The sequence below is a fragment of the Acrocarpospora sp. B8E8 genome (genome assembly GCF_039871605.1).
Taxonomy (GTDB): domain Bacteria; phylum Actinomycetota; class Actinomycetes; order Streptosporangiales; family Streptosporangiaceae; genus Acrocarpospora; species Acrocarpospora macrocephala.
In genome coordinates, this window is sequence record NZ_JBDPLV010000024.1 from 36,131 (window position 1) to 59,416 (window position 23,286).

The following is a 23,286-nucleotide window of genomic DNA, read 5'->3' on the forward strand; positions in this document are numbered from 1 at the left end:
CATGCTCAGATGCAGCGTCGTCATCCCGACCTACAACCGGGCCGAACTCCTGCGGCACACGCTCCACGCCCTGACCCTGCAGACGCTCCCGCGCGAGGAGTTCGAGGTCATCGTCGTCGACGACGGCTCCGACGACGGCACCGCCGAGGTGGCGCGCGCCTTCGAGGACCGGCTGAACCTGCGCTACTCCTTCAGGGAACGCGAAGGCTACCGGGCCGCCAAGACCCGCAACGTCGGCATCTTCCAGGCCAAGGCGGAGGTCTGCGTGCTGTTCGACTGCGGCGTGCTGCCCGGCTCCGGCTGCCTGCGCGCCCACCTGGCCAGCCACGCCGCCGCCGAGCGGCCGGTCGCGGTCACCGGCTACGTCTTCTGCTACAACTTCGGCGGCGAGGACGCCGACCTGATGAACCGCACCATCGACTTCGGCAACCCCGACGCCACCATCGCGATGCTGCGCGCGAACCGGCAGTGGCTGGACATGCGCGAGGACTTCTACACCAAATACGGCGACGACTACGGGTATCTGCCCGCGCCCTGGATGAACTACTGGACCTGCAACGTCTCGGCCAGGACCGATCAGCTGCGCGCGGTCGGCGGTTTCGACGAGGACTTCGTCGCGTGGGGCGGCGAGGACATCGACCTCGGCTACCGGCTGCACCGCGACGGCGCCTACTTCGTGCTCAACCGGGACGCGGTCGCGATCCACAGCCCGCACCCGAAGAGCGAGTCGGAGAACAACGCCGAGGCCGACGCCAACTACCGGCGGATGGCGGACAGATACCGCACGCCCATCACCCGGTTGCTGCTGTCCATCCCCGACGTGCACTTCTTCAACCTGAACGACATCATCACGCTGCGCGGCATGCCCGCCTGCGCGGACTATCTGGCCGCGAAAGCCAGATATTAACTAGAAAGTCGTGATCTGGACAGCCGCGGCGGCGAGTCGCGTGGTCGGCGGCTATGCGGCTGTCTATGGGACGGGTTTCTGGTTAATCGCCGTACTCACCCGAGCGCCGACGGGTTTTCACTGAGAGGACTCCGTTATATGCGCTTGGACCCGACCCGCGTGCTCGTCACGGGCGGCGCCGGTTTCATCGGATCGACCCTCTGCGATCGGCTGCTGCGCGACGGCTGCCAGGTCGTCTGCGCCGACAACTTCTCCACCGGCCGCGAGGCGAACATCGCCCATCTGCGGGCCGTGCCCGGCTTCCAGCTGATCACGGCCGACGTGGTCGAGCCGCTGGACATTCCCGGCCCGATCCGCGAGATCTTCCACCTGGCCTCCCCGGCCTCGCCGGTGGACTACCAGCGCCTGCCGCTGGAGACGCTGCGCGCCGGCTCCGCCGGCACCGACAACGTGCTCGCCCTGGCCCGCGCCAAGAACGCGCGCTTCCTGCTCGCCTCCACCTCCGAGGTGTACGGCGATCCGCTCGAACACCCGCAACCGGAGTCGTATCTGGGCAACGTCAACACGGTCGGCCCGCGATCGGTCTACGACGAGGCCAAACGTTACGCGGAGGCGCTCACGGTGGCCTACCACCGCGCGTACGGCACCGATGTCGCGATCGCGCGGATCTTCAACACGTTCGGCCCCCGGATGCGGCTGGACGACGGCCGGGTGGTGCCCAGCTTCATCGCGCAGGCGCTCGCCGGGCGGCCGTTCTCGATCAACGGCACCGGGAAGCAGACCCGTTCCCTCTGCTACGTCGACGACATGGTGGACGCGCTGCTGGCGCTCATGCGCTCGCCGCATCGCGGCCCGGTGAACCTGGGCAGCACCGACGAGATGGCCGTCCTGGACATCGCCGGGCTGATCGCCGACCAGACCGGCAACCCGCTCCGGTTCGTGTACGCGCCGCTCGGCCAGGACGACCCGGAGAAACGCCGCCCGGACACGCGGCTGGCCCACCGGCTGCTCGGCTGGTCTCCGGCCGTCGGCATCCCGGAGGGCATCGCTCGAACTATCAGCTGGTTCCGTACCGACCTGGGGAGTTTTCGATGAAATGCAGCGTGGTGATTCCGACGTACAACCGGGAAGAGTTGCTCCGCCACACCCTCAACTCGCTCACCCGGCAGACCCTGCCTCCGGATCAGTTCGAGGTGCTGATCGGGGACGACGGATCGAGCGACGGCACCAAGGCCATGGTGGACTCCTTCCGCGACCGACTCAATCTCCGCTACTTCTTCCAGGAAGATCTCGGCCACCGGGCCGCCCAGGCCCGCAACCTCGGCCTCTCCCGGGCGTCGGCGGACATCACCGTGCTGATGGACGCCGGCGTGCTGGCCAGCACCACCTTCCTGGAAGCCCACCTCGCCAGCCACGCGAGCGCCGACGTCCCGCTCGCCGTCTGCGGCTACGTCTACTGCTTCAACCTCGACAACGAGGACGCGATCCTCATCCTCAAGGCGATCGACTTCGCCAACCCCGACGCCACCATCGCCAAGCTCGAGCGCACCGGCCAGTGGCTGGACGTCCGCGAGATCTTCTACGCCAGGTACGGCGACGACTTCGCCGACCTGCCCGCGCCTTGGCTGAACTACTGGACCTGCAACGTCTCCGCCAGGACCGCGCAACTCCACGCGGTCGGCATGTTCGACGAGCAGTTCCGCCGCTGGGGCGGCGAGGACCTCGACCTCGGCTACCGCCTGCACCGCGACGGCGCCCGCTTCGTCCTCAACCGCGCCGCGACCGCGATCCACGTGCCCCACCCGAAGAGCTTCGACGGCAACAACGACCAGGCGGCGGAGAACTACCGATACATGGCACGCAAGTACGGAACCCCGATCATCGACCTGCTGCCCCGGATCGGCGAGCTCAACTTCTTCGAGCTCAACGACATCATCCGGGAGCTGGGGCTGCCGCAGTGCAACGACTACGTTGCGGCTCAGGGGCAGATCTCGGGGTAGTTCCGGTCCGGTAGGTAGGACTCGAGGTCGAGGGGCGGCGGGAAGCGCCTGGCGAGGGCGCAGAGTTCGGTGGCCGGGTCGGGGGTCAGGGCGGGGTTCCACAACCGTCTGGTCCCGGCCGGGCCGCCGCCGATCAGCTCGCGTCCGTCGGGGCTGAAGGTGACCGTACGCAGGGCACGGCCGAGGGGGGAGCCGAGTTGTTTGTGGGTGGTCAGGTCCCATAGGCGGATATTTCCGGCGGCGGTGGCGAGGGTGTCGCCGCTGAACGCGATCGAGGTCACGGGGGCCGTGTGGCCGAGGAAGGGCGGGCCGATCGGGCGTTTGTCGGTGATGTTCCAGAGGCGTACGGTGCCGTTCTCGGTGCCGGTGGCCAGGTGGGTGGGGTCGCTCGGGTCGAAGGCGAGGGCGGAGATGCCGCTCGCCTGGGCGAGGGTGAGGTCGATCGGGGTGCCGGTGGTCACGTCCCACCAGCGGATCGTGTGGTCGTCGCCGCCGGAGACGAGATGGCGGCCATCGGGGGAGTAGGTGAGGGTGTTCACCTGGCCGGTGTGGCCGGTGAGGCGCTTGTGGAGCTGGCGCTGGGTGCGGGCGTCCCAGAGGCAGATGCTGTTGGCGGTCGCGGTGGCCAGGCCCTGGCCGTCGGGGCTGAAGGCGACCGCGTTGACGACTCCTGGGCGGCAGGCCATGGGGGCGCCTGCTGGTTTCCCGGTCTTGATGTCGAAAAGCTGGGTGCGGCCGGCGGTGTCGCCGACGGCGAGGGTGGTGCCGTCGGGGCTTGGGGTGCTGGTGCTGGCGCTGCTTCTTCCGGGGGTGGGGGTTCTCGGATCGATGGCTCCTGGGGCGGCGGCTCCCGGGGCGGCGGTTGCCGTTCTTATTCCCGGCGCGGTGGTCATGGGTTCGCCGCTGAGTTTGCGGGTCAGGGCGAGGTCCCAGATGCGGATGAGCTCGTCGTCGCTGGCGGTGGCCAGCCACTGGCCGTCCGGGCTGATCGCCAGGTCGCGTACGGTCCCGGCGCGGAAGGGTTCGGCCAGAGGGACGCCCGATTCCAGGACGTGCACCGCGCCGTTCCGCTGGGCGGTGGCGAGCAGGTTTCCCTTCGACGCGAGGGCCACGAAGTCGCCCTTGATCGGCCGGCCGGTCTGCCGCCGGGTCCCGAGGTCCAGCCGTCTCAGCGTTCCCTGCAACGTGAACGCCATCTTGCCCTGATTTATCGTGACAGGGCCTGGTCCGCCGGCGACTCGGCCGATCAGGCGATGCGTGCGGGCGTTCCATATGCGCAGGACGCCCGCGTTGTCGTATGTGGTCAGGGTTCTGCCGTCGAAGGTCAGGTCGCGGAGCCCGCTCGGGTGGCGGGGGAACGCGCGGCCGAGCTGGCGGCGGGTGGTCATGTTGATCAGGCGGGGCACGCCGTTCTGGTCGCCCACCGCGAGGACACGCCCGCGGGAGTCCGGCGCGACGATCGTGCCGCGGATCGGCTTGCCGACCTGCTTCTCCCCGTCCCAGATCCGGATCGTGCGATCCCGGCTCGCGGTGATCACCCGGTCGTTCGCGGCGAACGTCACCTGCGTGATCGCGCCCCGGTGTCCCCTGATCGGCTGACCCGTCGGCTTGGCGGAGCGGGCGTCCCAGATCCACAGCGTGCCGTCCGCGCCGCCGCTGGCCAGCAGGGTTCCGTCCTGGTTGTACGCCACCGCGTACACGCTGTTGCGGTGCCCCCGAAGCACGGCGGTGAGCGGGCGGGTGAGGGCGGCCAGCAGGCCCCGGCGGGCCTCCGGGGTCGGCGCGGATCGCCAGGCGGCCACCGCCAGCAAGCGGGACATCGCCGGATCGACCGTGGCGACGTTCTCGCTCTGCGCGGCCAGCCGTACCGACTCGACTCCGTCGCGCGCGGACAGCACCTGCCGGGCCGCCACCACGGCGCCGGAACCGGTCGCCAGCAGCAGCACCGCCAGCACCGCCACGCGCAGTCCGTTCATTCGTCGAGCCCCCATCAGGGATCCGTCAGCTCGATGAAATCCTTTCTGACCAGCCGGGTGACCGCCAGTCCGGTCTCCCGGCTCAACGGGCCTTCCGCGTCTAGTTTGAGGTGTGCGGCCAGGTCTAGGGCGTACAAATCGATGGCGGATTCCAGTAGTGAGCCGAATGTCTCAGCGGCCGCTCTCGCCCGTACCCACGCCGTCACGCAGGTGACCAGCGCGACGATCGCGGCGGGCCACCAGAACACGGCCACCGGGAGGTAGAGCAGACCCCACGCCATCAATCGCGCGGCGGCGGCCAGACTCTCGTAAGCCACCCCGATTTCGGTCCGTGCCTCCCCGGGCAGGACCAGCCACAACCGCGGCCATACGCCCGCCAGATCCAGATCGTAGGAGCGCAGCACACGCTGATCGACCGCGCGCAACCGGTCCCCGATCCACATCGGCCGGGCCGAGGGGACCAGGCAGATGGCGTTCCTGGCGTTGACGAGATCCGCGAGACCGGCGAGCCGTTCCTCCTCTATGGCACCGATGATCTCGGCCTGGGCGTGCTTCCAGCGCCGTTCCCTGCGCCGTGTCAGCCACACCAGCGGCGCCCGCACCCCCCGGGCCGTCCACAGCCGCATGATCGCGACCCCGCCGGCCGCCGCCGCCAAACCCAACCCTGCGGACACCGCCAGCACCCCGGCCGCCGCCAGCGCCAACTGCGCCGCAGCCGCCGTCCCCGTCAGCCAGGCCGCCAGATCGAGCGCCCCCAGGGCGTTCCCGTGCCCGAGCCTGACCCCGGCCACCCATGCCGCCACCAGCAGGAACCCCGGCAGCAGAAGCAGCGACAGCCACCGTTCCGCGACCTTCTTCCCCAGCTCGGCGAAGAACCCGGTCACGTGGTCAGCCGCAGCACGCGCATCGGCCGCTCAAGGAGCGTGCAGACTTCCCCCGCCCGCCAGACCCGCCGATCACAGGCCCCCGTCGGACAGGCCCAGAACTCGATCACCGGATGCCCGCCGCCCAGCCCCGGCACCGGCTCGAACCCCCGGGTCCCACCGGTCCCCGCGTCAACGCCGAGAGCCGCCAGCGCGTCGTCCAGAGCATCCAGCTCATCCTCACCGGGCGACCCACCCGCCCGAACCACCCCGACCACCCGGTCGAGCAACACCGCGGCGTCCGTGCCCGCCAGGAAACCGGCCAGGTCATCCCCATGCAACTCACAGATCCGGGCGATCCGCTGAGAGATCATTGCGCTCCTCCGCGCCGGGTGTGGAGTGCCCATGATGACCGCATCCTCACGCCTCCATCAAGGCGGACCGGTGGGCTCGGATCAGTCGAAGCGAATGTGGTTGACGCCTATCCAGGCCCGGCGCAGATACCCCCGTACCGCGTGGTCCGTGTTCGGGGTGAGGGTCAGCCCGGCCGACGTGGCGATGTGGTCGGCGACCTGCGGGATCGTGAGGCGATCTGTCCACACGTGTTCGGCGAACTCCCTCTCGCGCAGCCGCTCCAAGCAGAGGTCGAGTTTCCGTACGGCGAAACTCTCCCGGCGCAAGGGCGCGTCCTTCCCCGCGATGAACCCCAGAACATGTCCGAAGCCACGCTCACGCAGCCGTCGCAACACCGTTTCACGCCCGGCCAGCAGCGCGAAATGCCGTACATCATGGCCACGCTCCCGAAGCCGCCCGACGGTCTCGCGGAAATAGGCCGGCTCCACGATCGTCATCGGCACGATGACCGTCCCGCCGTGCTCCGCGAGGGCCAGATCCAGCACCTCGTACACGCCCTGCCGCCAAGCCCGGAGATCCTGGAAATCCCCCCGCAGAACCGGAGGCATCATCCGCCGCAGACCAAACCCCACATGTTCGGGATCACAGACGACACTGCCCGGCAGCCTCCGCTGAATCCCGTACGCGGTCTGCGTCTTCCCCCCACCAAAGGGCCCATTAATCCACAAAAGCATGCCCAACCCTACGGAACCCCCGGCCCGGCGTCGTCTTCCCCGGCATGGCCCCTACTGGATTGCGTGGTCCCCCCAGAACGGAGACCGTGGCATGCGGCTGCCATTCCTCGGCGTGTTCGGGGGCGCGGGTTCCTGCTGTCCATGCACGGCTGCTCAGGGCGTTCGCCGCAACAGGATGGTCAGCCCGCCCAGACCACGCTGTAGATCATGATCAGCTCGGCGGCCTCATCGACATGGAACGCCATGACCCCGAAATCGCCGAACACCGTTCTCCGGAACGACGGATCGTCAGGATAGACGGCGACGGCATCCCACGGTTCTTCGATCAGCTCCGCCGTCCTTGCCGCCAGTGCCTGAACCACCTCGAACGGCAGGCCCTTCATCTGGGCTAACGCGAACGGGTGCAGCTCAGCGCGACAACTCATTCCCGGCGGGCTCGCGCCCGGGCCACATGGCCGGCCCAGTCGGGGAAGACCTCTTCGGCGGCTGCGCCCCCAGGTGCCCGGCCCTGGCGGATGTCCCGCTCCACGTCCTTCAAGGCCGGGTCGGTGTCGAGCATCGCCTCGCCCCACCAGCGGCGCAGGATGGTCTCCACCTGCTCCAAAGGGGCTGTGCCGAGTTGCCGGTAGAACTCCATACGGCGGCTGCCGGAGAGCGCGGCGGCGATCCCGTCGGCGGTCCGGGGGACCCGGGGCTGCTCGGGAACGTCATGGCTGGCTGGCGCGCTCATATTGGCATGCTAGCCCGGCGCAAGTACCCGTGCACCAACAGGTAGTGGGGGGTCTCCAGAGATAGCCTGACCCAAGCGCAGGGCAAAGCCATGAAGCTTCTCACCGCTGGCGACCGTGCTTATGGCGATATACCGTGCTTTATGGCCGCAGATCGTGAAGGCGCGGGCCGAATGCCCCAGTGGAAGCGTTTGTCCCCTGAGGTAGATGATTTGGCGCCCGATGGTTCGTCTGTTCGGCTGCTGTGTGCCACGGGGCGTGGCAGTATGGCGCACTTCGAGTTGCCGCCTGGTGCGGTCTCCCGGCCTGTACGGCATCGCACGGTCGAGGAGATCTGGTATGTCGTCGCCGGTACCGGGGCAATGTGGCAGAACCTGGACGACGAAAACTATGAGATTCTCCTCGAACAAGGCTTATCGCTCACTATCCCCGTAGGTGCCGCGTTCCAGTTCAGGAACAGTGGAACCACCGTTCTGGAGATCGTGGCCGTCACCATGCCGCCGTGGCCCGGGCCATCCGAGGCGCAGCCGGCCGAAGGTCGTTGGCCGTCCACTATGTGAGTGCCTATACGAAACCGGCGAGTTTGTAGAGCACGAGGGAACCGGCGACGGCGACGTTGAGGCTGGCTCCTGTGCCGATCATGGGGATTTCCACGACGGCGTCGAGGAGGTCGAGGGCTTCTGGGGGGATGCCGTCGCTTTCGTGGCCCAGGACGGCGATGGTCGGCTGGCGGGCCATGGGCAGGTCGGCCAGGTGGATGGCGTTGTCGGCCAGTTCGACTCCGAGGATGCGGGCTCCCGACGCGCGTTGCTCGGTCAGCCAGGTGACGGGATTGCGTACCCAGTGCACGCAAGCGGGTTGCCTGAGCGTGTTGCCCCGTGCCAGCGCTTCGGGAACCCACGGCAGGCGCGGCACGGCCAGGCACGCGCCGGCCGCGTCGCAGGTACGGAGCAGGGTGCCCAGGTTGGCGCTGTGCAGTGGCCACAGCGGGGCCGCGTACAAATGATCGAGGCACTGTGGTGGACGTCTGCGGCGCTGGCGGCGCAGATCCTTGCGCGTTCGGACGTGGATGGCGCTCATGCGTGAGCGCGGCACGCTCCCGCGAGAGGGTAAATGTTCATGTCGAAGGCGCTTTCAGCGGCACGCCCGGACCATCGACGACTGCTTTGGATCAGGATAGCCGGATTTATCACGATATCTAGCTGGAGCCTTCGAGGTTCATTCGCTAATCACCGTCGATGTGCGTTTCCAGCGAGGGATCGGCCGGGCACCGCAGGGGTCACATCACCATGCAACGGGTGAGAGTCGGGCGAAGCCTTCCTGGCGCTGGTAGGGGAAGTACGGATATGGCGCTGTTCTGGAGCTAGCGGCGTCGAGTCTGGACATCTGGTCGGTTGTCAGCGTCCAGCCGATGGCGCCAAGGTTGTCTCGTAGTTGGGCCTCGTTCCTCGCGCCGATGATGACCGATGACACCGTTCGTCGCTGGAGGAGCCAGTTGATGGCGACTTGCGGAATCGTTCTCCCGGTCTCCTTCGCGATCTCGTCGAGGGCGTCGACCACGCGGAAGAGGTCCTCGTCTTCCACTGGCGGGCCGTAGTCCGCGGTTTGGTGCAGTCGGCTGTGGGTGGGGAGTGGCTGGCCGCGGCGTATCTTGCCGGTCAGCCTGCCCCAGCCGAGCGGACTCCAGACGACCGCTCCGACGCCCTGGTCGATCGCCAGGGGCATCAGTTCCCATTCGTAGTCGCGGCCGACCAGGGAGTAGTAGACCTGATGGGCGACATAACGCGCATGGGCGTACTTCTCTGAGATCGACAGTGATTTCATCAGTTGCCAGCCGGAGAAGTTGGAGGCGCCGATGTAGCGGATCTTTCCGGCTCGTACGAGGTCGTCGAGTGTGGACAGGACCTCTTCGATCGGTGTGCCGGCGTCGAAGGCGTGCATCTGGAACAGGTCGATGTAATCCGTGCCGAGGCGGCGCAACGCGTTCTCACATGCGGCGATCAGGCGCGAGCGTGAGGAACCCGCGTCGTTGGGGCCGTCGCCCATCGGGAGGCTGGTCTTGGTGGACAGGATCACCTGGTCCCGGCGTCCTTTGATCGCTTCGCCCAGCACCTCTTCCGAGACTCCGCCGGAGTAGACGTCGGCGGTGTCGAACATGGTGACTCCGGCTTCCAGGCAGATGTCCACCAAGCGGCGCGCCTCCCGGACGTCGGTGTTGCCCCAGGCTTCGAACATCGGCCCTCGGCCGCCGAAGGTTCCCGCGCCGAAACTGAGCGCGGGCACCTTGAGGCCCGACGCACCCAACCGCCTGAACTCCATGATCAACCCCCTCGCGGTTAACGGTTCTATGGTTCCGTTAAGATGTCGCAAACATAGCAGAGGTAGGCCACTAACGAAACCGGAGTTCCGTTATGGATGAGGCGAATCCGGGAACCGTACGCCCCGGGGGCCGTACGGCGCGGGTGCGGGCGGCGGTGCTGCGAGCGGCGGGGGACGCCCTGGCGGAGCAGGGCTTCGCCCATCTTGACCTCGCCGACATCGCCCGCCGCGCGGACGTGGGCAAGACCACCGTCTACCGCCGCTGGGGAACGGTGACCAGCCTGGTGGCCGACCTGCTGGTCGACATGGCCGAGCAGTCACTGCCGCGCACCGAGACCGGCTCGCTGCTCGGCGACCTCAAGGCCAACGCCCGGCTCGTGCAGCGCACCCTGGCCGACCCGCGCCAGGGGAAACTGTTCAAGGCGGTGATCGCAGCCGCCACCTGCGACACCGGGACAGCCGACGCCCTGCACCGCTTCTACGCCATCCGCATCGCCGAATGGGCCCCCTGCGTGCGGCAGGCCATCGACCGCGGCGAGGCCCCCGAAGGCACCGATCCCCACGACGTGATCCGCGCCGTCTCCGCACCCCTCTACTACCGCCTGCTGACCACGGCCGACCCACTAGACGAAGCCACGGCGGACCGCGCCGCCGAAGCCGCCGTGGCCGCGACGCGCGCGGGCGCGTACAGACGGTGAGGACATACTTGTCGCACACCTCTCCCGAGACGGGCGGATCCGCCTGGTCTATGAGCTCAATTCGGCGAGAACCTCAAGCGTCCGGCTCCACGGGTAGTCACCCGAGTCCGGGGAACGGGGTTCGATTTCCCCTGGGCCGATGAGGACGCGGACACCCTCCTCGCGTAGTTCGCCGACCGCGCGCAGGAACGGGACACGAGTGGCCAGCGCGGTCTGGACGAAGGGGAGGACGACGACGGGGATTCCAAGTCCGGGAGCTTCGGCGAGGAGGCCCAGGGCGTAGGTGTCGGCGATGCCCAGGGCGAATTTGTTGATCGTGTTGTAGGTGGCGGGGGCCACGATGATGGCGTCGGCGCGGGAGGGTTTGGGTTCGTCCGGCTTGCGATAGCGGCTTCGAACGGGGCGGCCGGTCTGCTTCTCCAGGGTGGGAACGTCGATGAAGTCGAGGGCGGACGGGGTGGCGACGATCTGGACGACCCATCCCTCGGCTTGCGCCAAGGTCACCAGCCTGCCGACGTCGGCGGCTGCTCCGGCGGCGCACACGATGATGTAGAGGACCTTGCCTGTGGTCATGCCGTGACGATCTCACGTCAGCCCGGTGGACTCGCAGGCCGGCTTCACGTTCGTGGGGGCGCAGATCTCGCTCACCGTCCAGAAGCCGTCCCGTACCACGGTGTCCTTGATGTTGTCCCTGGTGACCACCATCGGAGCGATGATCATCGCGGGGATGCGGCTGACCGTGTCGTTGGTCACCGTGCTCGGCGCCTTGACCGGCCGGCCGGCCGCGAGATCGATGGCCATCTGGACGGCGCTCTCCGCCTCCGGCTTGATCGGCTTGTAGATGGTCATGGTCTGGGTGCCGAGCAGGATCCGCTGGATCGCGGCGAGATCGGCGTCCTGGCCGGTCAGCGGGGTGCCCTTCGGGACGCCCGCGGTCTTCATGGCCGCCGCGATGCCCCCGGCCATGCCGTCGTTGGCGGAGTACACCCCGATGACCCGGTCCGCGCCGAGCGTGGCGAACGCGCCGCTCGCCTCGATCCTGGCCCGCTCCGGGCTCCAGTCAGGGGTGTCGTACTCCCGGCCGATCACCACGTGGCCGTCCAGGGCCTGGTGCGCGCCCTTCTTGAATTCGCGCGCGTTGGGATCGTCGGGCGCACCGTTGATCATGACGATCGGGCCCCGGAAGGGATTCCCGCCCGCCTTCAGCGCGTCGAGCAGGGCCTGGCCCTGCATCTTCCCGACCTCGATGTTGTCGATGGAGCTGTAGGCGTGGATGGGGCCATCGGCCAGCCGGTCGTACGCCACGATTTTGACGCCCTGCTTTTCGGCCTTCTGGACCGAGGGGGCGATGGCCTCGGCGTCCACGGCGTCGAGGATGAGAACATCGACGCCGCCGGCGAGCATCGCGTCGATCTGCTGCTGCTGCCGGATGGGATCCTGGCCGGCGTTGGCGTAGACGAGCGTGCAGTTGGGGCAGGATTTCTTGACGGACTTGGTGATGTAGGGGCGGTCGAACTTCTCGTATCTGATGGTCTTGGACTCGGGTAGCAGCAGGCCGATCTTGAAGCTTTGCTGGACCGGCGGGCGGGTCCGCGCGACTACGGCCTCGGTCCCGCCGCTGGTGCAGGGCATCGTGGCGCATCCGGCGGCGCTCGCGACCAGGAGGGTGATCGCCGTCATCCGCCGCCAAATCCCCACAACGATCCCCCTTGTACGGCACCGCTCCCGCCAGCGCCCCTACCCGGTGAATTCCCAGGCCGTACGCCCCTCGACCGAGTCTTGACCACCCATTTCCGACTTGACTAGTCAGAATGTGTGACAAATCATCATTGCTGGAGTTATGCCGTAGTCATACGGTCTGGCTATGGACTTGGAGCTCCGCCATCTCCGCATTGTGCGCACGGTCGCCGAGACCGGCAGCGTCAGCAAAGCGGCCACCGTGCTCGGGCTGGCGCAGCCCGCGCTGACCGCGCAGCTCAAACGAATCGAGAGGGCGCTCGGGGGCGCCCTGTTCCAGCGTGACCACACCGGCTCGCGGCCCACCCCGCTGGGTGAGTTCGTGCTGGCCCGCGCGCAGGTGTTGCTGCCCGCCGTACGGCAACTGCAGGAAGAGGCGGCGCGGCTGGCCAACGGCGGCGAGCCAGGGCGGCGCTACCGGATCGGGGCGGCCAACGGGCCGATCCTGGGCGGCCTGGTGGACCGGCTGGCGCAAGCCGAACCGGACGCGGTCATCACCACGGCCACCTCATGGTCCACCGGCGAGCTGGCCACCAAGGTGATGCTCGGGCGGCTCGACTACGCGCTGATCGGGGTCTGCGGGGACACCCGGGCGCCCGGCGACGAAGCCGTTTCGTGGGCGCTCGTGGCGATGGATCCGGTTTTCGTGCTGGTGTCCTCGGAGCATCCGCTGGCCGGGGAACTCGAGGTCGAGCTCGGCGCGCTCGCCGACGAGCAGTGGGCGGTCACGCCCGGCGACGGCTGCTTCGGCGAGTGCTTCGCGGTGGCGGCCGCGCGCGCCGGATTCACCCCCGCGACCATCTATGAGACGGATGTGGCGACCTGCGTGCATCTGGTGAGGGTGGGGCGGGCCGCGGCGCTGTGTCAGGGCACGTTCCGGCTGAGCGAGGGCCTGGTCGCCCTGCCGATCATCGGCACGCCGTTACGCTGGCGGCAGCTGCTCGGCTGGCATCCGGAGACGCCCGCCGCCGAGAAGGCCGCCCAGATCGTCGGCCACGCCAAGGCCGCGCACGAGGACGCGGCACGCCAGAGCCCGGCGTACTCGAATTGGCTGGACCGAAACCATGGTTATGGCACGGTGCTATAACTCCATGGTGGGGGGCAATTGGTAGGTCCTCGCGGGGGATTCGCACCGTTACGTTGACGGCACTCCCACCCCCAAGGAGAGACCCGATGCGCAGCAGGCACATCCTGAGCGCGGCGAGCGCCCTCACCCTCGGCGTCGCCCTCATCCTCACCTCCACCCCCGCCACGGCCACCTCAGAGAAACCCGCGCCGACCATGGTCCAGGCCCTCCAGCGGGACCTGAACCTCACCGCTGAGCAGGCCGAAACCCGGCTGCTGAACGAGAAGCGGCTCGGCAAGGTGGAAGGCAAGATCCGCACCACCCTCGGGGACCGGTTCGCCGGCTCCTGGCTCAGCGGCGACGCCGCCACCCTCACCGTCGCCGTCACCGACGCCGGCGCGGCCTCCGCCATCACCGCGTCCGGCGCGAAAGCCCAGGTCGTCACGCGTACCCTCGCCGACCTGGACGCCGTGAAGGCCCGCCTGGACGCCGTCACCGCCCCCGCCACCGTCCCCAGCTACTACGTCGACGTGCGCGCCAACACCGTCGTCGTGCTCTCCCGCGACCAGGCCGCCGCCGAAGCCTTCGTCGCGGCCAGCGGCGTCGACGCGGCCGCGGTCCGCATCGAAGCCACGCAGGAGCAGCCGCAGCCGTACTACGACTTACGCGGCGGCGAAGCATACTACATCAACAACAGCGGACGCTGCTCGATCGGCTTCTCGATCACCCGCGGCGCCACCAACGGCTTCGTCACCGCCGGCCACTGCGGCACCGCCGGCGCCTCCACCCAGGGCTTCAACCGGGTCGCCCAGGGCACCTTCCAGGCCTCCTCCTTCCCCGGCAACGACTACGCCTGGGTCGCCGTGAACGCCAACTGGACCCCCCGCCCCGTCGTCATCGGCTCCGGCGGCGGCACCGTGAACGTGGCAGGCTCCAGCGCCCAGGTCGTCGGCGGCTCCATCTGCCGCTCCGGCTCCACCACCGGCTGGCACTGCGGCACCGTCCAGCAGCTCAACGCCACCGTCACCTACCCCCAGGGCACCGTCACCGGCCTGACCCGCACCAACGTCTGCGCCGAACCCGGCGACTCCGGCGGCTCCTGGATCTCCGGCGACCAGGCCCAGGGCGTCACCTCCGGCGGCTCCGGCAACTGCACCTCCGGCGGCACGACCTACTTCCAGCCGGTCAACGAGATCCTCTCCGCGTACGGACTGACGCTCGTCACCCAGGGCGGCGGAGGCGGCGGCGGGACCTGCTCCGGCTACGCCAACACCTACACCGGCTCGCTGACCAGCGGCGCCAACGTCTACCTCCCGAACAACTCCTACTACCAGTCCACCGTCTCCGGCACCCACCGCGCCTGCCTCGACGGACCTACTGGCGTCGACTTCGACCTCTACCTGCAGCGCTGGAACGGCAGCGCCTGGGTCGCCGTCGCGAGCGGCACCAGCTCAGGACCTGACGAGACTGTCTCCTACAGCGGCACCGCGGGCTACTACCGCCTCCGCGTCCACGCCTACAGCGGCTCCGGCGCCTACTCCGTAGGCTCGACCCGCCCGTAACATCCCACCCACGCCGCCGCCCGAACCCCGGGCGGCGGCGTCTTTATACGCCTCTCCCATGACAAAAGTTGATCTCACCTACCACCCATACATCCCCCTGCTGCCAAACTTATGAGAGACTCCACCATTGCGGGGCGGTAGCTCAGCCGGTCAGAGCATCGGACTCATAATCCGTGGGTCGTGGGTTCAAGTCCCACCCGCCCTACCCTTGCGATCAGGCCGATCATCTGCCTGACCTGCGGCTACACCCACTTTCCCCTGCTGGGATGTGCCACGGTGTGTCATCGGAGGCACCCGAACGCCAGCAGCGGCGGAACATATGTCGACGAGCTTGGAAAACTGGCTCAGGCACACTTTCCGTGATCCGGCCGTTCGGGTAGATCACGGTTCAAGCGTTCTGGCCGGTAGGCCGTGTCTTGATCGCGAGCATCGCGGTTGTGTCGATCAAGGAACTGCTGGCGGTCCTGTTTCCTCATCTGGCCGGGCTGGGCTTTGACGGGGTCTTCAGATCCGGCCGGTCGGTGCGGATTCACGTGAGAACCGGCACGGTGGAGGCGCAGTGCCCGGCGTGTGGATGCCCGTCTCGGCGGGTGCACAGCCGGTATGTGCGGCAGCTGTGCGACATGGCGATCAACGGCCAAGAGACGATCATTCACCTGCAGGTACGGCGGTTCTTCTGCCACAACGAGAGCTGCCCGAAGAAGACCTTCGCCGAGCAGGTGCCCGGGCTGACCAGCCGCTACGGCCGTCACAGCCTGGCCCTTCGCGATGTCCTGCGCGCGGTGGCGCTGGCTTTGGCCGGGCGGGCGCCCGCCTGACCGAACGGCTCGCCGCCGCGGTGAACGTCGTCTGGGCGCGCGGGGTCCTCGGCCTGGCCGTGGAGATCGTCAAACGCACCGATGCCGTCAAGGGCTTGGCCGTCCTGCCGCGCCGGTGGGTGGTCGAGCGGAGTTTCGGCTGGCTGATGCGCCACCGCCGCCTCGTGCGCTGCTACGAACGCAACCCCGCACACCACGAGGCGATGATCTGGTGGGCCACCGTCCACCAGATGACCCGCCGCCTGACCCGCGAACTCGCCGGCGAACCGCCCCCGGGTCGATGGAACGACCCACCCCCGCTACCCACCCTGACCAGCCCGGACCGGCGCGGCAAGGTCCTGGAGCTCCTCGCTGCCCAGCCCTGGTGCGCCTGGAAAGGCACCGAACTGGCCGCCATCCTCGACATCGACAACATCAACAGCTTCCGCGTCCAACTCTCCCAATGGTCCCACCAGGGCCACATCAACAAGATCGGCCCCGCCCTATACGGGCCGACACCAACAGCCGCTTAAGCCATTGCTAGCAGGCTCTAAGTCCAGGACTTTCCAGGCCGCGCTGAATACGAGCGGCGTCATGTCGACGGCGTGGGCCTGCCGCCGACGTGGACGCGTACGTTGATCGTTCCTGGGGTGACTTGAGCGTGCTGCTGGAAACGTCCGCTGCGCCAGTCAAGAGCATGATGCCCGTTGAAGGGCGGCACTCCTGGCGCTACCGCATCCAGGACATAGCGCTCGAATTCGCTGTCCAGTTCAAACTGTTTGGCGGAGAAAGGCATGGTGGCCAGACTCTCACGGGGGGCGGTACGCCATAGGCGAGCAGAACTCAGATCTTGTGGCTCCAACTTCGTCAGTCGTCAGTTGATCGGCTCCCTGCCTGTTCGTCCGCTCACGAGAACCAGTTGACGAAGAAGCCGATCGGGATCGATGCGAGCAGGCCGGCCAGGAGGAACGTGTACTCGCGACGGCGTTCGGCCAGGATAGTCTTCTTCGTCTCCCCGACGAGAATCTGCCGGATACGCTCGGCCTGCTCCTGGTCGACAGCGAGGAACAGCTGCTGCTCTTCGGCCTGGGCGATGAGGGCTTCGCGTGCGGCTTGTTGGGCTTCGACGTCGCGGCGGAGCTGATCCATAAGCGTGGCCGCTTCGCTGAACGAGCGGTGGACCGCATCGATACGATCTTGAATTCGATCACTCGGGTTTCGCCCAACCTGCTCAAGTGCCCGACGATAGGCCTCTGTGTCGCGACGATAGAGGAGGAAGGCGAGCCAAATAGCGACGACAAGGGTGATGCCACCCAGGTAGTACCACTGTGCCCAGCGTGGTAGAAGTTGTACCGGTTCCTCGGCTATTGGTATCGTCAGGAGGACATACATGGCGACGAGTAGAGGCGCCATCAGCACCGCGCCGATGATGGCGCGGAGTGGTCGCGGCGGGAGATCAGTCTTCACGCGCTAATTGTTCCGAAGTGCCAGTGGTTGCGAGCGGCTTTGGCCTGACTTCTGAGCATGTGGTCAAGATCGATAAGAACATAGTCCCGGTTATAGCCGGTCCGCGCAGATGCGCGCGGATGCTGCCATGCTTCTCGGGTGACACCCTCGATAGAGATCGCGTGGATGACTTCCGCGGCTTTCATCTCACTGCTCGCCCTGGCCTTCACGATTGGGTCGTTCTGGTGGCTGCATGCCCGTCAGGGAAGGCTGCAGGCGTTCGAGCCCCACACCTTCGCCGGCTCCTTCAAGAAGAACCTGGCGATCCGTATCCCCCTGATTCTCTTCAACACCGGGGCCAAGCCCATCGTGGTACAGGACCTGCGCATGCGCTTCCTGGACGAGCCTGGCACGGTGCTTCCGCTCCCCTGGCGAAACACCCGCAGCCGGTTCGATCCAGGCAAGGGCGACTACAAGGACCTCCCGGCCGTCTTTGCCGTCGAGGGACGCAAGGCATTGGAGCTTATCGCCGACTTCGGCACGCCCTTCGGCGAGTTCGCATTCGAGCCGAAGGAGCAGCGCGTCGAGATCGAGGCGAAGCTGGGCCACCATGACGGCTGGATGCCCCTTCTGACCTTCACCCTTCACCTAGAGAATGTCACCGACCCGGGGATATACCTCGCCTACAGCAATGACCCCGGGCAGCTTGCTCCAAGTGACCAGGAAAGGGCCGACCGTTTGTTTCGGTCTTTGGCCGAGGAACTCAAGCCCGAGGCCGCCTCGGGCGAACAGGTTGAGCTGGATGGTCGGCCTGATTCCGTGATGTGAAGGGCGGCAGAATGCCCTGCATGAGTTCGCCTATACCATCGGTCCCGACCGTCACAGCCACTGCCACCGAGACGGTGACCATGACGGCAACCCCGCCGCCGCTACCCCCGGTGGAGAGCACCTCGCAGGTGCTTCGAGGCTGGGGGACGGCCGCCGCCGTCATCGTCGCGTTGCTCGTCGCCGTGGTGGGCTGGATCATCACCGCGGTACAGCGGGGCAGGGATCAACGTAAAGCCGCGAAGCAGCAGGCGGACGACCGAGCCGACGCCGACCTACCAGGTCCGGTTGCCGGACTGGTCTACCACCACGGTGTTGGTACGGGTCGCGTGAACGTCGGCCGTACCGGGAGCACGGGGGACGCGCCGGACGGAGGTGAATGCAATCGGAACTGCAACCCCAGGAGCCCGGCCCCTCCTCACGCGCTGCGCCAGGCGCTGAGTAGTTCCTCGGGGCCGTACGCCGCCTGGAGCCCGGAACAGCTGGTTCCGTTGCGGGAGACCGCCACGAGCGGTACCGGCTCGTCGGTGATCGCCGCCCGGTGCTTCTGCAGCGCGGCCAGGTCGTGGCTGTCGAACGCGGAGTTCTCCAGCCAAGTAGCTGCTTGGCCACCGGTTGCCGGAAGGTTCACGAGCAGCTGATCGCCGACTACGCGGCGTTGACATCGGGGTTCACCGAGATCGAGGACGAGCGCATCAAGAAGCACGTCCGCGAGCGACTTGAGCAGGATGGACTAAGTTAGACTAAGTCCTGCAAGCGGGAGGAGAGCCCATGCCTGTCACCAAGGACCACGAGTACAACATTCACGCCGCCAAGACGCAGTTGTCGCGCATCGTGGAGCGGGTGCAGCGCACCGGCGAGCGGATCACCGTCATGCGGAACGGAGTTCCTGTGGCCGACATTGTGCCGCATGAGCCACCCGCAGCCGTGCGCCGCCAGGGACGCGGCTCGCTGAAGAGTGTGATCGTCGCGGCGCCCGATTGGGATTCGGCAGAGACGAATGCTTCGATCGCCGCAGACTTTGGGATCCTGCCGTGAGGGGGCGGCAGCGACTGCTGCTGGACACACACGTCGCAATCTGGTGGCTGGGGGATTCTCCGGAGCTGCCGGTCCACCTGAAGGAGCTGATCGACACAGAGACCGAGGTGTATCTCAGCGCCATGTCGGTGTGGGAGGTGGCCATCAAGGTGAAGCTTGGCAAGCTGGGGCCTGCGGATCTCGCCGAGCGGATGAGCGGCTGCGAATTGGAGCTTCTGCCGTTCACGGCCGAGCATGCCATCGTCGCGGGAGATCTGCCACTTCTGCATAATGACCCTTTCGACCGGGCGCTCATCGCTCAGGCGCGGGTGGAGGATTTACAGCTCCTCACCCGCGACGGCAATATCCATACGTATCCGGATGTCCGGTTGCTGAAGGCATAGGAGCGACCGCCTCCGACTACCAGTGTTAGCGGAAGCCTCTACGGTTCGAGGGGATTCCAATCGCGACGCAAGGCAGCAGAGATGATGCCCTTGAGGACAGAGCTCACCAAAGGCGGGTGGCCGAGAGCTTCAGCCGGGCTGCCAGTGGTTTGTCGGCGGCGCGCATGGCGCTCTCGGCCACGTCGTGCAGATTGGCGACGTCGTAGTACTTGCCACCGCTCCCAGCGCGATAGCCAATCATACGGTCGAGTGCGGCGGCGACGGCCTTGGGCTGATGGGAATGGAGAATCGCCGCCTGGTCGTCGAGCCGGCGCCACGCGGTGAGCACGCGGAGTGTGACGAACAGCCCGCGTGCCGGCAGCGTGCTCGCCCAGACGGCTCTCTCCACCGGGTCGAGCCGACGTGGAGGGACGGGGACGTCCAGCCGACGGCTCAGCTGCTGCAGGAGCGTCCAATGCGGGTTGAATCGCCCCTCGAACGGGTTGGGTAAGATCTCCTCGACCAGAGGCTTGCCCTCGTGGTGAACCCAGGTGAGCTGATAGCGATAGAGGTAGGCGCTCGCCTGGACGTGTCCGGTTACCGCCTCCGGCCGGTCGGGTTGTGACGCGGCCTTGGCGGCCTTGATCTGCTCTACCCGGTGCTGGCTCGGGATCCCGAGCAACAGCGGAGGACCCGCGGGGCCGTACAACCTGACCATGGTCGCGGCGGGGCTGCAGGGCAGGCAGAGGTCTGCTGTGTCGGCACCGCCTCCCCGCGTCGACATCCAGAAGGTCTCTGCGAGTTGTTCGCCGGACCTCGACACGATCTGCTTCTTGACCTTCGGCGGCACCACCGTGGGCGATCTCTGCGGCTTCGCCGCAGTGGCCTTCGTCGTGACGGGCTTGACCGGGGCTGGACTCGGAGCCGGGGCTGGAGCGGTCGCGGGGACGGGTTGTGCGGGCTTCGACAGGCACGACTCACAGCCCAGCTTGACCTTCGAGGCCACCAGCGGTGCGCGACTCCCGCAACTCGGGCAGCGAAGTGGGGCGAAGACACCGAGCGGGGTGAGGTAGTCGAGTGTCAGCGGGTAGCGGCGGGAACCGCGGAGCACATCGACGGCCAGGCGTAGCGCGGGCACGTGGACCAGGTTCAGGCGGAAGGGGCGGATCTCATGCCTGGCCTGGTATTTCTCGGCGATCTCGCTGAGTCTGCGTTCCCGCTCCTCTCCGGTGGCGGCCAGTCGAGCGCGCAGGACTTCGGTTCGGTCCTGCGCGGCGTTGCGCAGGCGCTTCTCGATCGAGGTGATCTGGTCGGCGTAGTAGGTTTCGGCGCGCTTCTGCTCCGCGGCGAGCGCCGGGCCCATCTGCCCGGCCAGGTTTGCCCGCCGGGCGAGCGCGATCGACTCAAGATTGCGGTGCGCCTCGTCAAGGGCCTCCTCCACCTCCGCGTCGGATAGGGGAGCGACCCGGGGTTCTTCTGGCGTCAGCCGTACCAGCTTGGCGGCCCACTCAGCGGGTGCGGGCAACCGGGATGGCACATCGATCCAGTGCTCGGCCCGTTCAGCGAAGTGGTCGTCGGCCGAGAGCTCATAGTTGATCAATACGCCGACCCGGAGCAACGGGCGGAACGCGGGCGCCGGGTCGGAGACCGCGTCGATGCGGCCGTGATCGACGGGGAACTGGTCGCGGGCCTTCTCCAGAAGCAGGTGCGCGGCCGGTGGGCGGGAAGCGGGCGGGGTGAGCGCCATGACCCCTGCGTCACCGGCGGATAGCACGAGATCGGCGGCGTGGGTGGGCGCCTGGTGCCCGGTTGCCACGAAGGTCAGATGATCCTCGTGGGCCGCCTCCGGATCGGAGGTGACCGTCAGCTCGGCGGGGAGGTCGAACTCCCCGGCGAGCTTCTCGGTAAGGAGCACGAGGTGCCCGTCGGGGATCGCTTCGGTGAGCCCGCCTTCTGCGGCAATGTAGCGCAACCAGAAACGCAGTCCGGAATCCATGCCGTGCTGCCGGCCTCTCAATCGTCACCGACCAGGGCGTCGATCGCGCCCCGCCCTGACAGGTAGTCGGTTCGTGCGCGCGCCATCTCCTCGCCGAGCATGTCCAGCTTCTGGCCGAACTCCTCCTCGCCTGAGGAGGAGATCAGCGCGTCGAAGACCGAGGTTTCGAAGTCGAAGTCCTCCTCAACGCGGCCAAGGATCATGTCGAGCTCCCCGATGACCAGCTCGAACATATTGATCTTCGCTTCCAGGATGCGGAGGATTCGCTGCTCCACTGTGGCCCGCGTGACAAGGTTGGTCAGGAGCACGTCATGGGTCTGCCCGACCCGGTGCAACCGGCCCAGCCGTTGCTCGATCTGCATCGGATTCCAAGGCAGGTCCATGTTGATCATAACGTGGCAGAACTGGAGGTTGCGGCCCTCGCCCGCAGACTCCGTGGACAGCAGCACCGGAACATCGCCCGCGAAGGCGGCGATCGTGGCGTCTTTCTCGTGCCGCCCCAAACTGCCGTGGTAGACACCGGCCGGAATGCCGGCGTCAGAGAGCGCTTTGGCCACGGTGTCCAGGGTCTGGCGGTAGGCGGTGAACACCAGAACCTTCTCACCTCGCTCAACGAACGGTGCGAGCCTGCGGAGCAACTCCGCAGTCTTCTCATGATGATGTACGGCTCCCGCACGGCCGGCCAGCTCTGCCCAGCCGAGCTTGGCCAGAGTGGGCGCGGCGGCCGCCGGGCTGGAACCGGCGAGCTTGGCCAGGGCCCGGAGCGAGAAAAGTTTGCCATGTGGGGCGCCCGCAGCCTCGGCGCGGATCCTGGCAAGCAGGTCGGCGTAGAAGGAGGACTCCTCCTGGGCCGGGGTGATCAGGACGGTCTCGGCCAGGCGCTGCGGTAGCAGCACGGAGACCTCGCTTCGCCGATGCCGGACCATGACCTCGCGGGTCCGCGCTCGAAGTTCGGCGGCCTGTCGCGGAGTGTCGGTGCCTGCGCCGTGCCGAGCCTTGAACTGCGCAGCCGTGCCGAGCAGGCCGGGAGAGACGATGCTGATCAGTTCATAGAGATCCTGGAGCTTGTTCTCCACTGGGGTGGCGGTGAGCAGCAGGTAGTAGCGTCCACGCAACTGTCGGGCCAGCTTGCCCGAGGCGCTGCGTGGCCCGCGCACCCGGTGAGCCTCATCAATGATCACGATGTCCCAGGTTTGAGCGGTGAGGAGGCTCTTGAGCGGGTCGCGCCGCGCCGCCGCGAGGGAGGCCAGCACCACGGATCCGTCGCCTTCCCAGCCCTTGCCCGTGGCGACGGTGGTGGGCAGGGCGAACTTCCGCCCCAACTCCTCGCCCCACTGCCCGACCAGTCCCGCGGGAGTAATCACCAGAGCCTTGGCTGCCAGCCCTCTGACCCGCAGCTCCGACAGGACCAATCCCGCCTCAATGGTCTTTCCCAGCCCCACCTCATCGGCAAGGATGGCCCGGCCGCGCATTCGCCTCACGACGGTCTGCGCGGCGGCGAGCTGGTAATCGAACGGTTCGAAGGTAAGGCGGGGAAGGGAAACGAACGTGTCGAACCCAGGCCGGTTCCAGACCTCGGCTGCCTCATCGACCAGCGCGGCACGATCCAGATCGACGGGCTGACGCAAGCGGTCGAGCAGCGACCGGTAGAGGGGAGGGGACATGTACGCTTCCATGGCGATCAAGTAATGGATGGCGTCAACTCTAACGTCCTGCAGCCGACCACCGCGCCGCCGTTGCGTCAAAATCCTTGTCCCTATCGACGGAGGCTCCTGACTGGTATACGGGGGAGGAACACACGGTTTGGGTGGTCGCCCGGGATCGGCAACCCCGGCACGGGCTGTCACCGCGCGGTACGACGCGGCACGAGAATTGGCC

Annotated in this window: 26 protein-coding genes, 1 tRNA gene and 1 pseudogene; 13 read left to right on the forward strand and 15 right to left on the reverse strand. The window is 67.4% G+C overall.

Annotation, left to right across the window (positions count from 1 at the left end):
- Position 1 precedes the first annotated feature (1 nt).
- The 3 genes from ABGB08_RS23080 to ABGB08_RS23090 all read left to right on the forward strand — a co-directional run bounded on the left by ABGB08_RS23080 (position 2) and on the right by ABGB08_RS23090 (position 2,907).
- On the forward strand, positions 2-907 hold the full coding sequence (locus ABGB08_RS23080) for a glycosyltransferase (RefSeq protein WP_347593525.1): 906 nt from the start codon (positions 2-4) through the stop codon (positions 905-907).
- 138 nt (positions 908-1,045) lie between these two features.
- On the forward strand, positions 1,046-2,002 hold the full coding sequence (locus ABGB08_RS23085; RefSeq protein WP_347593527.1) for a UDP-glucuronic acid decarboxylase family protein: 957 nt from the start codon (positions 1,046-1,048) through the stop codon (positions 2,000-2,002).
- Complete coding sequence (locus ABGB08_RS23090; RefSeq protein WP_347593529.1) at positions 1,999-2,907, forward strand: glycosyltransferase; 909 nt, start codon at positions 1,999-2,001, stop codon at positions 2,905-2,907. The genes ABGB08_RS23085 and ABGB08_RS23090 overlap by 4 nt, the downstream gene beginning before the upstream one ends.
- Here the strand turns inward: ABGB08_RS23090 and ABGB08_RS23095 are convergent.
- The 6 genes from ABGB08_RS23095 to ABGB08_RS23120 form a co-directional block, all read right to left on the reverse strand.
- A complete protein-coding gene (locus tag ABGB08_RS23095; RefSeq protein ID WP_347593530.1) occupies positions 2,886-4,883 on the reverse strand; it encodes a WD40 repeat domain-containing protein in 1,998 nt (665 codons plus the stop codon). The two genes, ABGB08_RS23090 and ABGB08_RS23095, sit on opposite strands and share 22 nt — an antisense overlap.
- 14 nt (positions 4,884-4,897) lie before the next feature.
- The gene (locus ABGB08_RS23100; RefSeq protein WP_347593532.1) at positions 4,898-5,767 is read right to left on the reverse strand and encodes a hypothetical protein; all 870 of its coding nucleotides are present in this window, start codon (positions 5,765-5,767) and stop codon (positions 4,898-4,900) included.
- The gene (locus ABGB08_RS23105; RefSeq protein ID WP_347593533.1) at positions 5,764-6,120 is read right to left on the reverse strand and encodes a hypothetical protein; all 357 of its coding nucleotides are present in this window, start codon (positions 6,118-6,120) and stop codon (positions 5,764-5,766) included. Before ABGB08_RS23105 ends, ABGB08_RS23100 begins: the two co-directional genes overlap by 4 nt.
- Before the next feature lie 81 nt (positions 6,121-6,201).
- Entirely contained in the window at positions 6,202-6,834 is a 633-nt protein-coding gene (locus ABGB08_RS23110; RefSeq protein WP_347593535.1) for an AAA family ATPase, read from the reverse strand.
- Positions 6,835-7,013: 179 nt separating this feature from the next.
- Positions 7,014-7,217 (reverse strand): hypothetical protein, encoded by a 204-nt coding sequence (locus tag ABGB08_RS23115; protein ID WP_347593536.1) that lies wholly within the window; start codon positions 7,215-7,217, stop codon positions 7,014-7,016.
- Between the two features lie 38 nt (positions 7,218-7,255).
- A complete protein-coding gene (locus ABGB08_RS23120; protein ID WP_347593538.1) occupies positions 7,256-7,564 on the reverse strand; it encodes a hypothetical protein in 309 nt (102 codons plus the stop codon).
- Positions 7,565-7,654: 90 nt separating this feature from the next.
- Between ABGB08_RS23120 and ABGB08_RS23125 the strand changes: the two genes are divergently transcribed.
- Positions 7,655-8,122, forward strand: a complete 468-nt coding sequence (locus tag ABGB08_RS23125; RefSeq protein WP_347593540.1) for a cupin domain-containing protein — start codon at positions 7,655-7,657, stop codon at positions 8,120-8,122.
- A 4-nt stretch (positions 8,123-8,126) separates the two neighbouring features.
- Here ABGB08_RS23125 and ABGB08_RS23130 read toward each other — a convergent pair whose 3' ends face one another.
- Together ABGB08_RS23130 and ABGB08_RS23135 are read right to left on the reverse strand one after the other, a co-directional pair.
- Positions 8,127-8,642 (reverse strand): TrmH family RNA methyltransferase, encoded by a 516-nt coding sequence (locus tag ABGB08_RS23130; RefSeq protein ID WP_347593541.1) that lies wholly within the window; start codon positions 8,640-8,642, stop codon positions 8,127-8,129.
- A 204-nt stretch (positions 8,643-8,846) separates the two neighbouring features.
- Positions 8,847-9,881, reverse strand: a complete 1,035-nt coding sequence (locus ABGB08_RS23135) for an aldo/keto reductase (protein ID WP_347593543.1) — start codon at positions 9,879-9,881, stop codon at positions 8,847-8,849.
- Positions 9,882-9,973: 92 nt separating this feature from the next.
- On the opposite strand from ABGB08_RS23135, the gene ABGB08_RS23140 reads away from it, so the two are divergent.
- A complete protein-coding gene (locus ABGB08_RS23140; protein ID WP_347593545.1) occupies positions 9,974-10,579 on the forward strand; it encodes a TetR/AcrR family transcriptional regulator in 606 nt (201 codons plus the stop codon).
- A gap of 48 nt (positions 10,580-10,627) precedes the next feature.
- Here ABGB08_RS23140 and ABGB08_RS23145 read toward each other — a convergent pair whose 3' ends face one another.
- Positions 10,628-11,152 (reverse strand): flavoprotein, encoded by a 525-nt coding sequence (locus ABGB08_RS23145; RefSeq protein WP_347593547.1) that lies wholly within the window; start codon positions 11,150-11,152, stop codon positions 10,628-10,630.
- Between the two features lie 12 nt (positions 11,153-11,164).
- Entirely contained in the window at positions 11,165-12,259 is a 1,095-nt protein-coding gene (locus ABGB08_RS23150) for a substrate-binding domain-containing protein (RefSeq protein WP_347593549.1), read from the reverse strand.
- Positions 12,260-12,443: 184 nt separating this feature from the next.
- Here ABGB08_RS23150 and ABGB08_RS23155 point away from each other — a divergent pair, with 184 nt between their 5' ends.
- From ABGB08_RS23155 to ABGB08_RS23175, 5 genes and pseudogenes are all read left to right on the forward strand, one after another.
- Positions 12,444-13,403: a LysR family transcriptional regulator gene (locus ABGB08_RS23155; RefSeq protein ID WP_347593550.1), complete on the forward strand. Its 960-nt coding sequence runs from the start codon at positions 12,444-12,446 to the stop codon at positions 13,401-13,403.
- Between the two features lie 86 nt (positions 13,404-13,489).
- Complete coding sequence (locus tag ABGB08_RS23160) at positions 13,490-14,944, forward strand: S1 family peptidase (RefSeq protein WP_347593553.1); 1,455 nt, start codon at positions 13,490-13,492, stop codon at positions 14,942-14,944.
- Between the two features lie 131 nt (positions 14,945-15,075).
- Positions 15,076-15,149 (forward strand) — tRNA-Ile (locus ABGB08_RS23165).
- A 232-nt stretch (positions 15,150-15,381) separates the two neighbouring features.
- Positions 15,382-15,762 (forward strand): transposase family protein, encoded by a 381-nt coding sequence (locus ABGB08_RS23170; RefSeq protein WP_347593555.1) that lies wholly within the window; start codon positions 15,382-15,384, stop codon positions 15,760-15,762.
- A 59-nt stretch (positions 15,763-15,821) separates the two neighbouring features.
- A pseudogene (locus ABGB08_RS23175) lies at positions 15,822-16,274 on the forward strand (transposase); the annotation flags it as partial.
- A 59-nt stretch (positions 16,275-16,333) separates the two neighbouring features.
- Here the strand turns inward: ABGB08_RS23175 and ABGB08_RS23180 are convergent.
- Positions 16,334-16,537 carry a hypothetical protein gene (locus ABGB08_RS23180; RefSeq protein WP_347593557.1) on the reverse strand — a complete coding sequence of 68 codons (204 nt, stop codon included), beginning with the start codon at positions 16,535-16,537 and terminating at the stop codon, positions 16,334-16,336.
- Positions 16,538-16,647: 110 nt separating this feature from the next.
- Positions 16,648-17,208, reverse strand: coding sequence for a hypothetical protein (locus ABGB08_RS23185; protein ID WP_347593559.1), 561 nt, complete (start codon positions 17,206-17,208; stop codon positions 16,648-16,650).
- 138 nt (positions 17,209-17,346) lie between these two features.
- Between ABGB08_RS23185 and ABGB08_RS23190 the strand changes: the two genes are divergently transcribed.
- Positions 17,347-18,015: a hypothetical protein gene (locus ABGB08_RS23190; protein WP_347593561.1), complete on the forward strand. Its 669-nt coding sequence runs from the start codon at positions 17,347-17,349 to the stop codon at positions 18,013-18,015.
- Positions 18,016-18,430: 415 nt separating this feature from the next.
- On the opposite strand, the gene ABGB08_RS23195 is transcribed toward ABGB08_RS23190, so the two are convergent.
- Positions 18,431-18,643: a hypothetical protein gene (locus tag ABGB08_RS23195; RefSeq protein ID WP_347593562.1), complete on the reverse strand. Its 213-nt coding sequence runs from the start codon at positions 18,641-18,643 to the stop codon at positions 18,431-18,433.
- Between the two features lie 140 nt (positions 18,644-18,783).
- Here ABGB08_RS23195 and ABGB08_RS23200 point away from each other — a divergent pair, with 140 nt between their 5' ends.
- Together ABGB08_RS23200 and ABGB08_RS23205 are read left to right on the forward strand one after the other, a co-directional pair.
- A complete protein-coding gene (locus ABGB08_RS23200) occupies positions 18,784-19,050 on the forward strand; it encodes a type II toxin-antitoxin system prevent-host-death family antitoxin (RefSeq protein ID WP_347593564.1) in 267 nt (88 codons plus the stop codon).
- Positions 19,047-19,433 carry a type II toxin-antitoxin system VapC family toxin gene (locus ABGB08_RS23205; RefSeq protein WP_347593565.1) on the forward strand — a complete coding sequence of 129 codons (387 nt, stop codon included), beginning with the start codon at positions 19,047-19,049 and terminating at the stop codon, positions 19,431-19,433. Before ABGB08_RS23200 ends, ABGB08_RS23205 begins: the two co-directional genes overlap by 4 nt.
- 103 nt (positions 19,434-19,536) lie before the next feature.
- Here the strand turns inward: ABGB08_RS23205 and ABGB08_RS23210 are convergent, their stop codons facing one another.
- A complete protein-coding gene (locus ABGB08_RS23210; protein ID WP_347593567.1) occupies positions 19,537-21,408 on the reverse strand; it encodes a hypothetical protein in 1,872 nt (623 codons plus the stop codon).
- A gap of 17 nt (positions 21,409-21,425) precedes the next feature.
- Positions 21,426-23,072: a DEAD/DEAH box helicase gene (locus ABGB08_RS23215; RefSeq protein ID WP_347593569.1), complete on the reverse strand. Its 1,647-nt coding sequence runs from the start codon at positions 23,070-23,072 to the stop codon at positions 21,426-21,428.
- Positions 23,073-23,286 lie beyond the last annotated feature (214 nt).